At 47.0% G+C, this 13775-nt stretch carries 8 protein-coding genes; 6 read left to right on the forward strand and 2 right to left on the reverse strand.

All coding sequences use genetic code 11. From position 1 onward, the window contains the following. Window positions 1–9: 9 nt before the first annotated feature. The 6 genes from RIG68_RS22615 to RIG68_RS22640 all read left to right on the forward strand — a co-directional run bounded on the left by RIG68_RS22615 (window position 10) and on the right by RIG68_RS22640 (window position 11097). A complete protein-coding gene (locus tag RIG68_RS22615) occupies window positions 10–774 on the forward strand; it encodes a DUF4386 domain-containing protein (protein WP_350127664.1) in 765 nt (254 codons plus the stop codon). Between the two features lie 117 nt (window positions 775–891). Further along, a complete protein-coding gene (locus RIG68_RS22620; RefSeq protein ID WP_350127667.1) occupies window positions 892–1575 on the forward strand; it encodes a porin family protein in 684 nt (227 codons plus the stop codon). 130 nt (window positions 1576–1705) lie between these two features. Continuing rightward, a complete protein-coding gene (locus RIG68_RS22625; RefSeq protein ID WP_350127669.1) occupies window positions 1706–2302 on the forward strand; it encodes a short chain dehydrogenase in 597 nt (198 codons plus the stop codon). A gap of 305 nt (window positions 2303–2607) precedes the next feature. Next, window positions 2608–4569 carry an alpha-L-fucosidase gene (locus tag RIG68_RS22630; protein WP_350128030.1) on the forward strand — a complete coding sequence of 654 codons (1962 nt, stop codon included), beginning with the start codon at window positions 2608–2610 and terminating at the stop codon, window positions 4567–4569. A gap of 9 nt (window positions 4570–4578) precedes the next feature. Further along, a complete protein-coding gene (locus RIG68_RS22635) occupies window positions 4579–6690 on the forward strand; it encodes a family 43 glycosylhydrolase (protein WP_350127672.1) in 2112 nt (703 codons plus the stop codon). A gap of 114 nt (window positions 6691–6804) precedes the next feature. Then, window positions 6805–11097, forward strand: a complete 4293-nt coding sequence (locus RIG68_RS22640) for an NACHT domain-containing protein (protein WP_350127675.1) — start codon at window positions 6805–6807, stop codon at window positions 11095–11097. Between the two features lie 200 nt (window positions 11098–11297). Here the strand turns inward: RIG68_RS22640 and RIG68_RS22645 are convergent, their stop codons facing one another. Both RIG68_RS22645 and RIG68_RS22650 read right to left on the reverse strand, forming a co-directional pair. After that, window positions 11298–12314: a WD40/YVTN/BNR-like repeat-containing protein gene (locus RIG68_RS22645; RefSeq protein WP_350127677.1), complete on the reverse strand. Its 1017-nt coding sequence runs from the start codon at window positions 12312–12314 to the stop codon at window positions 11298–11300. Between the two features lie 301 nt (window positions 12315–12615). Then, entirely contained in the window at window positions 12616–13503 is an 888-nt protein-coding gene (locus tag RIG68_RS22650; RefSeq protein ID WP_350127680.1) for a glycoside hydrolase family 16 protein, read from the reverse strand. Window positions 13504–13775 lie beyond the last annotated feature (272 nt).

The following is a 13775-nucleotide window of genomic DNA, read 5'->3' on the forward strand; positions in this document are numbered from 1 at the left end:
AAAAGAAAAATGAACTCACACTCATCCATCGGTTCGCACAGAGCAAATGCTATTGCAGCAGGTGTGTGCTACATCGTCGCAACTGTGGCGGCCATCACAGCAGTCGTATTTTACGGGCCCTCGCTTTTTGAGCAAGGACAAAGCCTGCCAAACGCTGACCGTGCCCCACACATCATTACCGGAGTTTTCTGTGACTTGCTCGTAGTCTGCTCAGCAGCAGGCACTGCCATCATGCTTTTCCCGTATATCCGGCGATACAACGAAAGCCTTGGCCTGGTGTACCTTTGCTTTCGCTGGTTCGAAGCCCTGATCATACTGGTAGGGCTTACCGCTGTTCTCACCATGTTGTCGTTAAGCCAGGAACTCGCAGCTTCGGATGCATCTGGTATCAAAGACTTTTCAGAAAGTTACTCAACGCTTAAGGCGATACACGCCTGGACGATGATACTGGGGCCAAATTTCCTCCTCGGCATCAACACCTTTACCTACAGCCTGGTCTTCTATCGAACAGGATTAGTACCCAGGCAGCTAGCCATTTTTGGCATCACTGGTGCCACACTTATTTTCATTGCAGCCCTGCTTGAGCTTTACGGCGTCATCGAACAGGTGTCGGTGGCAGGCGCTATGTTTGCCTTCCCGATATTCCTCTACGAAATGATCCTGGCTGCACGACTGATCGCCAAAGGGTTCAACAACAGCGGTCTGCAAATGCTATTTCCATCGGAGAGCACGGACAAAAAGCAACACTACTTCAGACAAGTGCTACACAACTAAAAAAATGTCCTATCCGGGGCGCTAAGCCTCCATCTACCTTTGTAACAACATGGGAAAGGGGCTCCCAAAACAAGCTCCATTTGTTAAATCATATTCTAAAACCAAATCAAATGAACGATGAAAAAGTCAATCAAAACAATCGCAAAATCGGGATTAACTGCAAGCTTGCTCTTGCTGTTGGCAGTCCCTTCGTTTTCACAGACAAACAAGCTCGGTCTGTCTTTTAACTCTCTGACCACCAACTTCAACTATGGTGAGTCAAACAGTAACCTGAAGTCCCACAAGAAAAACTTTACAGGTCTGCAGGTAGGCGCCATTTACCAGGCGAGCATTAGCGAACGTGTATCGGTCGTTCCCGAACTCTATTTTTCAATCAAGGGCGGAACGCTCAAAGCAAACAACCCATTGACAACTGACAAAACCACTTTGAGGCTGTACTCCCTCGAAGCGCCAGTTGTGGCTCGCTTACACCTTAAGCAGCTCTATCTCAATGCGGGCCCCTATGTAGCCTACGCCATGGGTGGTCGATTGAAAACAGAGAATTCAGAAACTTCAGAAAAAACCAAGACTGTCGTTTCCTTTGGCGATGATGCAGACGACTTCAAACGCTGGGATTTTGGCTTTCAAGCGGGTGGTGGTTACAATTTCAACGTAAAAAGGTCTGTGCTTACGCTTGATGTGCGCTATGGATATGGACTTGTGAATATCTCCAGAGACGTGGAGCGCTACAACAGGCTCCTCAACATCAGCCTTGTGCTTTCAAAACCAGCCAAAGCTGGCAAGAGCGACAAACAGTCATAACAACTTTCATTCAGGAAAAAGCCGCAACCAGCACTAGTACATATTTCGCTTAGTCGACTATAGAAAAAGCGACCTCATGCTTCAGCAGCATTTCCTGTTGCGGTTTATACATCAATTTCAAAATACATTCATGAAGATTATCATTGTAGGTGCCTCAGGCACCATGGGAAGCCATTTGTCAAACGCTTTCGAAAAAGAGCACGAAGTTATCCGTGCCGACCGCCACGGAATGGATATCCAGATCGATATTACCTCTCCTGAGTCCATCGAAAACATGTACAAAACAACAGGCGCATTTGACGCACTGATTTGTACAGCCGGGCCTACCTATGTGGGACCGTGGAAGAGCCTTACCGATAAAGCGTTCCGCCAGGGGGTAGAAGGCAAAATGATGGGGCAAATCAATTTGGTGTTGATTGGTCAGCACCATATCAACGCCAAAGGTTCTTTTTCATTGATCACAGGAGCTTTGACACACGAACCACAACGGAACTTTGCCAACGCTTCGGCAGCCAATGGGGCAGTTGAGGGCTTCGTTCGGGCGGCGGCCATTGAGCTGGATAATGGCATCAGAATCAATGCAGTGAGCCCAACGGTGATTGAAAACTCACCGCAGTACTTCCCTTTTTTTCCAGGAGAAATACCAACAACGATGCGGCAGTTGGAATACGGCTTTCGCAAAAGCGTTTTCGGGGCTAACACGGGTCAGGTTATCAAAACCCATTAGTCAACAAAACTGTCATAAAGAGACTATCCTGTAGGGTGGTCTCTTTTTTTATTCTATTAAGCATATAACCACAGCCTCCCAACCCCATCAATAGGTGTATATTTGACACTTATATGATAACTTGGTCCTGAATCATAGGACATAAGCGCTTATAGTACCTTCTAACTACTGAAAACATGACTGGCAAAAAACTTCTTTCTGGTATTCTCCTTTTTTCGAGCCTCTTTTTCTTCTCATGTACCGAAGTAAAGCCCCCAGCTCCTTACGGACCCGTTCCCACCGAAAACCAGTTGAACTGGCAGAAAATGGAATACTACGCCTTCGTCCATTTTTCCGTCAACACCTATACCGACATGGCCTGGGGCCTGGGCAATGAAGACCCCGCCATCTTTGATCCTAAAGAGCTGGATGTGCGGCAATGGGCCAGGATCTGCAAAGAAGCTGGCATGAAAGGCATCATTATCACTGCCAAGCACCACAGTGGCTTTTGCCTCTGGCCTTCGGAGTACACTGAGTATTCGGTCAAAAACTCTCCCTGGAAAGATGGCAAAGGCGATCTGGTAAAGGAAATGGCTGACGCTTGTAGAGAGTACGGACTCAAATTCGGTGTTTACCTCTCTCCCTGGGACAGAAACCATGCCGACTACGGAAACCCTGAATACATTACCTATTTCAGGAACCAGCTGACAGAGCTACTCACCAACTACGGCGACGTATTCGAAGTATGGTTTGACGGGGCCAACGGTGGCTCAGGATACTATGGCGGTGCCAACGAAATCCGCAAAATTGACCGAACCACCTACTACGACTGGCCCAATACCTACAAGCTGGTGCGGGAGCTGCAACCCAATATCGTGATTTGGAACGACGGCGGTGACCGGGCCGACCTGCGCTGGGTAGGTACGGAGGCTGGCTATGTAGGTGAAACCAACTGGAGCCTGCTGAATGCCACTGGCGATGTGCCGGAAGACATGCTGCGCCATGGCGTAGAAAATGGCAATGCCTGGGTACCTGGTGAAGTGAATACCTCCATCCGTCCTGAGTGGTTTTACCACCCCAAGGAAGACCGCAAAGTGAAAACCCTGCCGCAGCTGATGGATATTTATTACAACTCTATCGGGCGCAACGCCACCTTGCTCCTCAATTTCCCCATTATGCCCAACGGCCTCATTCACGAGAAAGATGAAAAGGCCGTGCTGGAATTTGCGGCAGCTGTCGAAGAGGTATTCGACGACAACCTGGTGAAAAACGCTGAGGCTGAGGCGTCCAATGTCCGGGGCAACAGCTCACTGTATGCAGCAGACAAATCCATTGACGAAGACACCGAAACCTACTGGGCGACGGATGACAATACCACCACAGGTTCACTGACCATTAGCTTCAAGGAGCCTACCACATTCAACCGCTTTCTGGCCCAGGAGTACATCCGGTTGGGGCAGCGGGTCAAAGCGTTTACTGTGGAAGCACTGGTAGATGGCAACTGGCAGGAGTTGGCCAGCGAAACCACCATTGGCTACAAACGCATATTGCGCCTGCCCACGGTGGAAGCCACCAAAGTGCGGTTGACCATTGCTGATGCCAAGGCTTGTCCCTTGATCTCCAATATCGGCGTGTACAACGCTCCTCAAATACTCACCGCACCCATCGTTGTCCGTGAAAAATCGGGGCACTTGCGCATTACCCCTGCCGATCCGGAATCAGAAGTGTACTATACGCTGGACGGCAGCATGCCCACCACAAGTTCGAGCAAGTACACCGAACCCGTATCCACCAGTGATGGCAAAGTGGAAGTGAAAACCCTTGCCTACAATCCCGTGACAGGAAAGAGCAGCCCGGTAACAGAAGAGGAGTACGATATCGCCAGAGCAAACTGGACCATCCTGGGTGAGGACGATAAAAATGCTGCGGTCATCCTCGACGGCGACGAGCAGTCGTCCTGGCGCAGGGGTAACGACGATAAATTACCAACTGATCTGGTGATCGACCTGGGGAAAGTACAGGAGCTAACCGGCTTCCGTTACCTGCCCGACCAGCACTGGTGGGCAGAAGGCAGCATCATTACGCAATACCAATTTTTTGTATCGCAAGACAACAAGCAATGGAACCTGGTGAGTGAGGGAGAATTCTCCAATATCCAGAACAATCCGTTTTGGCAAGCCAAGTCGTTTGCACCGCAGAAAGCCCGCTACATCAAACTTCGGGCGCTGCACAATGTGAACGAGGACAACGGCGTAGGTTATGCGGAAATTGATGTCATCACCCAATAAAAACAGCCTATGAAAGCTATGCAGTTTACTTTTCGCTCCAGCGTCGTACTGGCGTTTCTGACGGCTGTTTCACTTACAGCCGTAGGCCAGAGCCTTGCGGATGATAAAGGCACCTGGCATGCCGACAATGGCAACGGCACCTTCACCAACCCTTTGTTCTTTGAAGAGTTTTCGGACCCCGACATGATCCGTGTGGGTGACGACTACTATCTCACCGGCACCACCATGCACACCATGCCAGGGTTGCCGGTGCTTCATTCCAAAGACCTCGTGAACTGGGAACTGCTAAGCTACGCTGTCGATAGGCTCGATGTGGGGCCAGAGATCAGAATGGAGGCCGGCAAAGAGTTTTACGGACAGGGCATTTGGGCGCCTTGCTTTCGGTATCACAACGGCACCTTCTATATCATATCGAATGTGAACAGGGTGGGCACACAGGTATTTTCAGCTACCGACCCCCGTGGCCCGTGGAAGCAACAGCAAATGAAAGTGCGCCTCCATGATCTTTCCATCCTTTTCGACGACGATGGCAAAGCCTATGTTGTCTGGGGCTACGACGAAATCAAAATGGCCCAGCTGACCGATGATTTGCTGGACATCGTTCCAGGCACAGAGAAAATCATCGTGCCACGAGGCAGCGGTGCCGGCGAGGGCGTGCATTTCTATAAAATTGATGGCCGTTACTATATCACCAGCACCAACTACGATCCGGTATGCTACCAGGTTTGCCTGAGAGCCGATGCTCCCTACGGACCTTACGAAATCAACGTGATGAGTGCTGAAGAAAGCCTGGGTGAAGGCCAGCGCATGCGCATTTGGAATACCAAAGACGGCCCTCCCTTCAATATCACCACCTACCCCGACGACTATGTAGGCTGCATCCCCATGCACCAGGGCGGCATTGTGCAGGTGCAGTCTGGCGAATGGTGGGGCTGGTCGATGCTCGACTACAATTCCATTGGCAGGGTCACTGCCCTGTCGCCTGTGACCTGGGAGGATGGCTGGCCTCATTTTGGGCTGCCGGGCAACCTGAACCGCTCGCCACGTACGTGGGTAAAACCCAACACCGGATTTAGCTCCGAGCCCATAGCACCCTTCGAAAGAGACGACGATTTCAGCGGCCCAGCCTTGAAAAATGCCTGGCAATGGAACCACCTGCCCGACGACAGCAAGTGGTCGCTCAAAAAACGAAAGGGTTACCTGCGTTTATCATCCCTGCCCGCTACCGACTTTTTCCATGCCCGCAATTCACTGACCCAGCGGGGTGTGGGCCCGGAGTCGTATGCTACTACGGAGGTGGATGTGTCTGGTCTCAAAGAAGGTGATATGGCCGGACTGGCCCTGCTCAATCTGCCCTATGCCTGGATAGGCATAGTCAAAGAAAAGAACGGACAGGTGCTGCGCTTCTTCAACCAGCAAACACAGGAAACTATCAACGTACCTTCTGCTCAAAAGACCCTTTGGTTCAGGGCCCATTGCGATTTCGACAAAGACCTGGGCCGACTCAGCTATAGCTTCGATGGAGAACACTTTAACAACATTGGCGGTGATATCCTTCTCCCTTACCAGCTCAAAACCTTCCAGGGCGTGCGCTACGCCTTGTTCAACTTCAATAGTACCGGAAAAGCCGGCGGCTATGCCGACTTCAACAGTTTTGAAATAGCCGAACCGAGACCGAAAGGACTAATGCGCCCCATCCCGTTGAATTCGGTCATTTCTTTCCGTTCTGTAGCTGATAGCACCTTATTGGTCAACTGGAAAGACTTTGTTCGGCCGGTGGCCGCCGACAGCCGATTTGCAAGCGACAAGGCGTCTCACTTTAAGGTAATCGACCAGGGTAATGGCCGGATGGCTCTCCAATCTGTATCAAGCGGTGGTTATGTCACTGTAAAAGGCCAAGCTGGCATGGCCGAAGTGCGGATTGAGCAGGAAATGCTTGGCGACGCCTCCACCTTCCAGTGGCAGGAGCTGACCGATGGCACCATTATGCTTATGTCGTTGTACAACCACCGCTACCTATTTGTAGACCCAAATGCTGGCAGCCTCTGCTCAGCCGATGCGCCAGGTGCCATACCTACTCACCAGGGCGGGGCCTGCTTTTGGTGGGAGTGGGTGGAGTGACCATACATTCAGTAGTATAATTTTGGCGTATATTCACAGAAACATATAAGGGCGTAATACGAACTAGTTTGTGTTTCCCAGATTTGGCTTCATTGAAAAAAAGATACCGAAAACTTGAGCATTAACTGGAACAATATCAGGGCAATTGAAGGCCAACGAGAAGGCTTCGAGGAACTGGTCTGCCAACTTGCAGGGCAAGAGAAAGTTCCAAATCAGGTATTGTTTACCAGAATTGGTAAACCTGACGGTGGTAAAGAATGCTATTGGGAGTTGGGCAATGGAGAGAAACATTGCTGGCAGGCTAAGTATTTTACAATCAGCTTGTCGGATAACCAATGGACACAGGTAGATAAATCAGTAAAATCGGCCATTGATAATCATCCTAAACTAAAGAAATACTATATAGCTATTCCTGTTGACAGGCCTGATGGGAAAGTGCGAGGTAAATCAATGCTTCAGAAATGGCAAGATCATGTTACCGAGTGGGAAAAGTATGCCACATCAAAGAAAATGAAGGTTTCCTTCGAGTATTGGGGGAAACATGAACTGGAAACACGCCTACGCAAGCCGGAAAATGAGGGACTAATCTATTATTTCTTTAATGAGACGGAACTAACGGATCAATGGTTCGATACAAAAAATCAGGAAAGCATTGATGCACTTGGTGTTAGGTACACTCCTGAGTTGAATTTCGATTTACCTTTTTTAAGTTTCCACGACGGATTGACACGGCAACGAAAATTTTCCAACCAAATCAATTCGCATTACGAAGTCGTTCTCGAAAAGCGTAGGAGAGCATATTTACGAGCACGGCAAAAAGAACTTGAAGAAAAAACATCCAGTTTAGACAGGGCCATCAAGTCGTTGAGAGAGGTTTACGAAAAAATCGTTTTTTCTGGTATTGGTGCAATTCCTTTTGGCGATATTAAAAGTCAACTGAAATGTGTAGATGAAGCTGCCCAGGCAATATCTAACCAACTGTATGAATGGCAGGAAGAGGCAGAGAGTACTAAGAAGGAAAAAGGGGAAAGAATAGACTACTATTCTAGGCCTTACAATAACGAGCTGAACGAGTTGCGTAATCTTTCCGATGCAATTGATGACTTCCGCACCTTTTTGGATTCAGAAGTGTGTACACTGGCTAATGATCCCTACCTAATATTGGTTGGCCCGGCGGGAATTGGAAAGTCTCACGCTCTTGCCGATATGATTTCCGGAAGAAATTCAAATAATTATACCAGCCTACTACTGTTGGGAGAGAACTTTTCTACAAATGAAATGCCGTGGACACAAATTCTACGAAATCAACTCCGGTTTGATGGTAATGAAGATGTTTTACTTGGGGCTTTAAATGCGAAAGCTGAAAGCCAACAAAATCGCATTATCATTGTAATTGATGCCCTCAACGAGGGAAACGGAAGACGTGTTTGGCCAAAAAAACTGAAGTCCTTCGTCCGTTCGTTTCGTCGGTTTCCCTGGCTAGGTCTTATTGTCAGTATCCGCAATTCCTTTGAAAACCTAATAGCTCCAGTAAGCGAGATTGATAATTCAATTGCCTCGAGAATTTATCATCCAGGCTTTGAGGGTTTGGAGTATGAAGCTTCCATTCATTTCTTCAAACATTATGACATTATTCCTCCAGGTTCACCATTGCTACATCCTGAATTTCAGAACCCTCTATTTTTAAAGCTCTTTTGTGAGGGCTTGAAGAAACGAGGACTTAAACTGGTGCCGAATGGATACCAGGGCATCTCAGCCATCATTGAAAACTACCTCGAAGGAGTTGAAGAAAAATTAGCACAACCGAATGAGTTAGACTATGACAGAAAGTTGAAACTTCTGCGCAAGGCTGTGGAGGGAATACTGGCAAAAATGGTTGAAGATCGGGAAGATCATCTACCCTATGAAATAGGCGAAGAAATTGCCAACAATATATTTTCAGGTAAGTGCGGAAGTCAAGATAAGCAGTACTTAAAGCGTTTGATCTCCGAAGGCGTAATCAACGAAGACCTTTATTGGAAAGAACGAAAAGACTATGACGGTATTCACTTTGCCTACCAACGATTTCAAGACCACTTGATTGTTTCTGCCTTGCTGGATAAATACCTTGATCCGTCCGATCCTAGAAAATCGTTCGATTCAGGGGCATTGAAAGAGTTATTGGCCGACAAATCAAGGGCATATTATAATCAAAACATTATCGAGGCACTCTCTGTGCAAGTACCGGAGCGCATCGGAAATGAACTTCATGAGGTGGCTCCATATGCGGCAACTTACTATGTAACGGCAACAGCATTTATTGATGGGTTGATGTGGAGACGCACTGACACTATAGGTGAGGCTTCTCGGAAATACGTCAATGAGGTCTTGGGACGAAATGATGATCTCTTTTATCGATTCTTGGAAATGGCTGTCTCAATGGCCACCAAGCCAGATTTCTATTTCAATGCCGACAGGCAACACAAGTTTCTTTATCAACTGTCTTTGTCCGAACGAGATAAATTGTGGACAACGTGGCTACAAAACAAATACGGTGAGCACTCGGGCCACAATGCTGTTAAGCGTTTGATTAATTGGGCTTGGAACGAAGACCTCAAAGCAGAGATTAGTGATGAGTCGGCAAGGCTCGCAGGAGTGATGCTGGCTTGGTTCCTCACCAGTTCAAACAGATATTTAAGGGACGCCGCAACAAAGGCATCGGTCTGTCTTTTGCAAAACCGCATTGTAGTACTTATTAAGGTGTTGCAACAATTTGAAGGAGTCAACGATCCCTATGTGTACGAACGATTGTATGCCGTTGCCTACGGCTGCGCTCTGCGGACGCAGGATCAGCAATCGTTAGTTCCTCTTAGCAACTACATATACAAAGCTGTTTTTGACAATGAACTCATTTATCCGCACATTTTGCTTCGGGATTATGCTAGAGGTGTTATTGAGTATACTATTCACTTGGATTTGAAACCTGCCATCGTGCTCGAAACGATTCGCCCACCATATAAAAGTGAATTTCCAAGCGAACTACCGACTATTGACGACATTGACGCTAAGTATCAACCAAAAGGAAAAGACGGCAACCATGGAAGAAAAGCATGGGGGGCAACTGCAATACTGATGTCAATGACGACCGAATACGGTCGAGGAACCGGTAGCTATGGTGATTTTGGTAGATATACTTTCGAAAGTGCTTTAAGCAATTGGGAAGTAGATTGTGATGGTTTGAGCAATTACGCTATTCAGCGAGTTTTTGAGTTGGGCTACGACCCAGAGGTTTTCACCGACTTCGACGCTAGACAAGGGTCAGGTAGAGGGAACGGGCATCTGGAGCGCATTGGGAAAAAGTACCAGTGGATTGTGTTTTATGAGATTCTTGCAAGCGTGTCGGACAATTGTAAAATGCATGATGAAGGTAGCTATTCGTGGAGTAATGAAAAAAAATATACAAATTATAACGGCCCTTGGCGACCCTATGTAAGGGATATTGACCCAACGATCATTGTAAAAACAACCCAGAAAGAAAACTCCATAGAAAGACTGGAACATTTGCCCTGGTGGGTTCCGTGCAAATACGAGAACTGGAAAGAAGATGCAGAGGCATGGAAAAGGAGATTCGACGATTTTCCACCCATTCAAGAGTTGATGACGGTAAAAGATTCAGAAGGTGTGGAGTGGTTGAGTCTTAATATGCACCCAGATTGGGGAGAGCCGAATAAGTTGGGAGAAGATCGCTGGGGTACTAACCGCAAAAGAATTTGGTACGATATCGGGAGTTGGTTGGTAGAACCAAGGGAACTTCGCAAAATGCTAAAAGTAGATCATTCAGCTAACTACGGGAGAGGTTGGTCACCGGAGGTGAAAAACCGCTACCAAGTTTTTAGTCGTGAGTATTATTGGTCTCCGGCGTCATTTTTCTTTCAACTCACCCCGTATTACGGTGGCGATGTTTTACCGATAGCGCTTGAAGTGAAAGAATCAAGAAAAAAGATTGCTATGGCACACCATACAGCAATATATTTTTTGTGGGAAGAGGAGTTTGATTGTTCTAAAGAAGAGTCAATTAGCTATTTCAAGCCCGCTCCATTAATTGTAGTTGGGTTGAATCCTTCACAGAAAGAGGGCGAGTACCTTAACGACCAAGGCGAATTAGTTTGTTTTGATCCATCCGTTTATGAAAAGGGGCCAGCCTGTCTTTTAATGCGCAAAGATCACATTCAGAAGATTCTAAAAGAATCTGGTTTAAGGCTAGTGTGGATAATTCAGGGTGAGAAGCAAATACTCGGAAATAGTCATACACAACTGCCAAGAGTCGATCATACAATTGGCGGTCTTTATCACATGGATGTAAAGGGGACAATTAGCGGAGAGATGCAAAGTTATATCCGGGATTATGACATGGGGAAGGAAGAATAGGAGATAAAACTTCTGTAGCCAACAACTCCAATCGGCAATATTCTTCGGGACAGTGCGCATTGCAAACCGATGAACTCGCCATTAAAACACAGCCGCTCACCTTGGCGAAACTTGCTCAGCCATCGGCACAAAAAAATCCCGCAAACAGTTGCGGGATTTCAATTGTAGGGTGCGGAGTCTGAGGATAACCCCCTGCTGACTCAGCAGCCGGGAGATACTGCCACAGCGTAGAGGACATTGCCGGAAACATAGAGCTTAAACACTTTCTCAACAGGACCGGCCGGCGTCCACAAGGCGAATTTCAGTGAAGCATATAGCGGGTTGCCAAAACCAGCATGAACACGCTGCCATGTTTTGCCCATGTCCCGTGAACGGAATATACCATCTGGGTGACCCACGAATAAGTCGCTGCCCAGTTGTTTTACAGATGAAATGTTCGACGACGGCTGAAGTCCTTCATTAATGGCTTGCCAGGTTTTTCCATCATCAAATGAAGTATGTATGCTTCTGGATTCAGTTTGGGTATTGTAGACTATCGCAGCAAATCCACCATCGATCCGTTCAAGGGCTATACCTACCCCTCCCTCGCTGATGACCCATTCCCAGTTGTCACCATGGTCTGTCGAGCGCATGATTCCCTTTTCACCAGTAGCCAATAGCACCCCTTCTGACTCCAATATATTGTCCACCCAGCCTATATGTACTGGCTTCCAGCTTTGTGCTTTGTTGGTAGATTTGGAAAGGCTCTTACCGGTACCAGAGAATACCGTCTCATTAGATGCTTCAAAAATAGTGGCTACCGAATGCCTGATACGCTCTGTATATATCGGCAACCAGGTGTCTGATAAGGCCTTTTTTCGATAAATGTATCCATCATTACTGAAGGCTATCACTCCTGATTGATTGAAAACAATCGAAGTACTTTTTAGCTCAGGAAGATTCTCTTTCTCCCAAACAGGGGTTTTAAGATGGCTCTTACTGTGATACAATGCCCCGTTGGTACTTAAATAGACCTCCGACGCACCAGCAAAAAAACCTATGCGTTCTTCTGTTTCAGGCAAACCGTGGCTGATATCTTGCCATGTCTGGCCGCCATCTGTTGACTGGAGAATGACGTTGGTGACTTCGGCTTCTTTAGTCGGTTCAGCCATCTTTGTTTCGGAAGCCTGATCGCCGGCAAAGAAACCAAGCAGAAAATACAAAAGGGGTAATTGCATGAAAGGCATAGCGAATTGGGGTTTAATTGAAAATGATACCTCAAAGCTACAGGCATCACAGCCGTATACAGCCATTTCATTTGTAAAATGATTGTAAATGATACGTAAAAAGATGAGCACAAAGCCCATGAAAAGTGAGAATAGCCGACAACGACATGCAAAGTATATTAAATCATGTAGCCATACCCTTTTTGTAACTACGTATTCCCGCCTGACTCTCTCAGAAAATAAAATTAAATTTCAAGTAGCGCTTATACTCTATTTGACTTGACACCCGATTAGTCGCACAATAGTAATGATATTACTTACTTACAAAAGGGTCATAAGACATCCAGTCTACCTCCATTTGGTATGGCTGCAAGGGTTTTTCAATAGATTGTGGATTCGTCTCAACCGACCAATTGTCGGTATGCCAGAAATTCATACGGTAGTGCGTTGGGTTTTGTGGTATGCCCCTTGAGGATCCCTGGTAATCCCATAACACCACTTTTTCATCACTGTCGGGATGAATAATCCACCAGCGAATGCGGTCCTCAAACCAATCAAAACCGTAGGTGTAAAATGCAGAAGAGCCATCAAAGTTCGGAATGGCGGCGATAGTTTCTGGTTGGTTTTGTTCGCCAGTCAAAGGTATACGTGTACCTGCATGCCCTTCTCTGTAGGTGGTTTCATAGATTATTCCTTTGGCCAGGTTAATGGTTCTGCCAATTCGTTTTAGCTCTCCCGACTGCCCTCCCGTCCAAGTACCTACATAAATAACCGTAGGGTCGGCGGGGAGCCATTCAAAGTCAATTTCACTCAGTCCGGCTATACTATCTACATGGTAAGTGAAATATCCCACCACTGCACCCAGATTCGGTTGAATATCCCTTACTTCAGGAACTTTCAACCGGGCTGAATAGGTGCCGAAATGCGTAAAGTCTTTGGAGATAATTTCAGGCCCACGTCCAGCGCCAGCCCTATCCTCGGGGTCCATTCGAAAGGAAAGAATTTTAGTGCCCGGTTCAGATGGAGAATCCACGCCCAGTTCGTACTTAAAATCGGCTTTGGTTCCGGTAGAGCCATACCTAAAGTAGCTGGAAGCAGCACCCTCAAAATTCTCGACAAATGAACCATGATACTTGTCAGTCTGAGGAAGTGCGAGAAAAGGAATGAAAAATAAAATTGCCAACAAAAAGTGCTGTTTCATAGTAGTACCCAATTGAATGAAGGATTGAAAATACAAAAAAGAAGCTTTTCTATTTTCACTCATTTAGAAACAAACAGTCGCTTCTAAAGTCGACTTGCTACTAGATTTACATAACCGAGTTAAAATATACTATAGCTGGTCAAGTACAGACTTTTGACCCCCATAAATCCACAGCCACTCACTAAAACTTGCTCAGCCATCAGTACAATAAAATCCCGCAAGCAGTGGCGGGGTTTCAATTGTAGGGTCTGGAGTCTGATGTGCGGCTCATT

The organism is Imperialibacter sp. (assembly GCF_040222385.1).
Classification (GTDB): domain Bacteria; phylum Bacteroidota; class Bacteroidia; order Cytophagales; family Cyclobacteriaceae; genus Imperialibacter.

Excerpts from the sequence above, each read along its gene's own strand:
- RIG68_RS22650 (WP_350127680.1), bottom strand. The coding sequence starts at position 13,503 with ATGAAACAGCACTTTTTGTTGGCAATTTTATTTTTCATTCCTTTTCTC.
- RIG68_RS22625 (WP_350127669.1), top strand. The coding sequence starts at position 1,706 with ATGAAGATTATCATTGTAGGTGCCTCAGGCACCATGGGAAGCCATTTG.
- RIG68_RS22615 (WP_350127664.1), top strand. The coding sequence starts at position 10 with ATGAACTCACACTCATCCATCGGTTCGCACAGAGCAAATGCTATTGCA.
- RIG68_RS22630 (WP_350128030.1), top strand. The coding sequence starts at position 2,608 with ATGGAATACTACGCCTTCGTCCATTTTTCCGTCAACACCTATACCGAC.
- RIG68_RS22645 (WP_350127677.1), bottom strand. The coding sequence starts at position 12,314 with ATGCAATTACCCCTTTTGTATTTTCTGCTTGGTTTCTTTGCCGGCGAT.
- RIG68_RS22620 (WP_350127667.1), top strand. The coding sequence starts at position 892 with ATGAAAAAGTCAATCAAAACAATCGCAAAATCGGGATTAACTGCAAGC.
- RIG68_RS22635 (WP_350127672.1), top strand. The coding sequence starts at position 4,579 with ATGAAAGCTATGCAGTTTACTTTTCGCTCCAGCGTCGTACTGGCGTTT.